This window comes from Allomuricauda sp. TY007 (assembly GCF_010468565.1).
GTDB lineage: Bacteria > Bacteroidota > Bacteroidia > Flavobacteriales > Flavobacteriaceae > Flagellimonas.
Genome location: NZ_WUEG01000037.1, coordinates 1 through 1,871, shown reverse-complemented (window position 1 = coordinate 1,871; position 1,871 = coordinate 1). Strand labels below are relative to the sequence as shown.

General features: G+C 31.5%; 3 protein-coding genes and 1 pseudogene. 2 read left to right on the top strand and 2 right to left on the bottom strand.

Annotated elements, in window-relative coordinates; translation table 11 throughout:
- The coding region (locus tag GO009_RS17265; protein WP_203532490.1) for a hypothetical protein at nt 1-461 on the top strand (461 nt) is incomplete at its 5' end.
- Between the two features lie 22 nt (nt 462-483).
- Entirely contained in the window at nt 484-1,245 is a 762-nt protein-coding gene (locus GO009_RS17260) for a CPBP family intramembrane glutamic endopeptidase (protein ID WP_163627953.1), read from the top strand.
- Nucleotides 1,246-1,249: 4 nt separating this feature from the next.
- Here GO009_RS17260 and GO009_RS17255 read toward each other — a convergent pair whose 3' ends face one another.
- Nucleotides 1,250-1,591 carry a hypothetical protein gene (locus GO009_RS17255; protein WP_163627952.1) on the bottom strand — a complete coding sequence of 114 codons (342 nt, stop codon included), beginning with the start codon at nt 1,589-1,591 and terminating at the stop codon, nt 1,250-1,252.
- A 108-nt stretch (nt 1,592-1,699) separates the two neighbouring features.
- A pseudogene (locus GO009_RS17710) lies at nt 1,700-1,816 on the bottom strand (SAM-dependent methyltransferase); the annotation flags it as partial.
- Nucleotides 1,817-1,871: the final 55 nt, after the last annotated feature.

The following is a 1,871-nucleotide window of genomic DNA, read 5'->3' as shown; positions in this document are numbered from 1 at the left end:
TTGGATTTATGCCATTTGTAAGTAGGTTTGACAATATTAACAAAAAAACATTAACCATTATGAGTATCAAAAAATTAAGTTTAAACGATTTTGAAGCGGTTCCCGTACACGAACTATTGGAAGTTAAAGGAGGGGCTGAAATTATGCATATGCCCGCAGATGATGGGGGTGCCTTTTGTCAAGGAGAAACAGGGCAAACTGTAGTTCAAACAGTGTTTAATCAGTTATCTAAATTGGTCTTTGGTCCAGGAGGAGGCAGTCTTTTTTCTACTTGGACTGCGAATGCACCAACATTACCTTCAAACTCAGATGATATGTCCATGAACGATGTCAATTGGAATATGATGCAATGGGCTAATTTTATAGATAATGCTGCTCAAGTTGAATATGAACAGAATGGACCTACTGCTTTAGCTTTACAATTATCCCAAGCCGCAAATACGTGCAGACAGTTAAATTGATTATGTATTAATTTATAATGAAATGCCAGTTTCTTTTTTACAGGAACTGGTTTTTTATTCTGTTATGAAATTTTTAAAAGCTTTTTCTCTTACTCTTGGTCTGTTGGTTCTTTCTCTTTTATGTAAAACTTTTTTAAAGGAGGAAAATCTTTTGCAGTCAATTACCATTATTATGATCTATTTTTCGATTATTTTTATTGGTTTGAACGGAAATAAAAAGAAGTTTTGGGCATTTGTAGAGAACACTAAAATCGAGGTGAATCCCAAAGCTATCTTTTACGGAATAATCGGAGTTTTTGGGCTTTTTTTGGTAAATTATGCAATCACTAATTTATTTTGGAAATGGTATTCTCCAGAGATAATTGAATCATATAGACCTATTTACATGTCTGTAGGTTCGATTATTTATGTTATTCTTGTTAGTCCCATAATTGAGGAACTCTTTTTTCGTAAACTTTTGGCTAAAGGATTGTATTCTAATTATGGTCTTAAGAAAAGTGTCATAGCAACTGCACTCTTTTTTTCAATTGCCCATTTAGGGGGAGACTCAGGTTTGTTGCCAGTTTTTTTAGGAGGTGTTTTTTTAACCTATTTTTTTCTTACCTATTCTGATATTCTAGCAGTAATAGTAGTACATTCTATATATAATATCTTGAATTTATTTGTTTATTATCGTATGGTTAAACCATTTGATAGTGCTAAAACTATAATTTTGATTTTATTGACCGGCATTGTGTTGATGGGTCTCTTTATAATCTTAAATAGAAGAAACCGATTGTCTTAATTATCTATAGTTTTGTTTTGTGAGCATGTTGCACAACTTTTTGAATTTTGTCCGACTCACAATCAATTAAGGATATTTTGTAAGGTTTGTCATTATAGGTGAAATTTAATCGCGCTTTTTTTTTGTAAAAACCTCCAGCTACCATACCGCTTAAAAGGGCAACAACAAAACTAAGAATAGAAAGGAACCAGTTTGATTTAGTTTCAGTGATTTCAAATGATTGAATTAGGTCGTACAGATAACTACCGTTATTTGAGGGTTCTCCCAAATCCTTAATAACCAAATGTTTGTCAGAAAAAACAAACTCTAACAAAGGAGATTTTCTTAAAATAATCTTTTTGTTCATGTTGTGTTAGATTGATTTATTTAAATCAAAGAGGTCTACATTTATATTTAAAAATTTATAAAGACCCATTATGTAAATATGTAGATACCCCGAAATTCGAGGCTTTTTTTATGCTTGGATTATATAGATCGTTGGTCTTTTGTCCAAATCGATTTCAATTTCACTCCATTCGTGTACACTTTTGGTGGAGATAAATTCCGTTGGTAATGTAATATCGTATGCAATGTAGAATCAAGTATATTTTTTGAATTTTCTTCAAAAATCATTTGGATTTATGCCA

Excerpts from the sequence above, each read along its gene's own strand:
- GO009_RS17260 (WP_163627953.1), top strand. The coding sequence starts at position 484 with ATGCCAGTTTCTTTTTTACAGGAACTGGTTTTTTATTCTGTTATGAAA.
- GO009_RS17255 (WP_163627952.1), bottom strand. The coding sequence starts at position 1,591 with ATGAACAAAAAGATTATTTTAAGAAAATCTCCTTTGTTAGAGTTTGTT.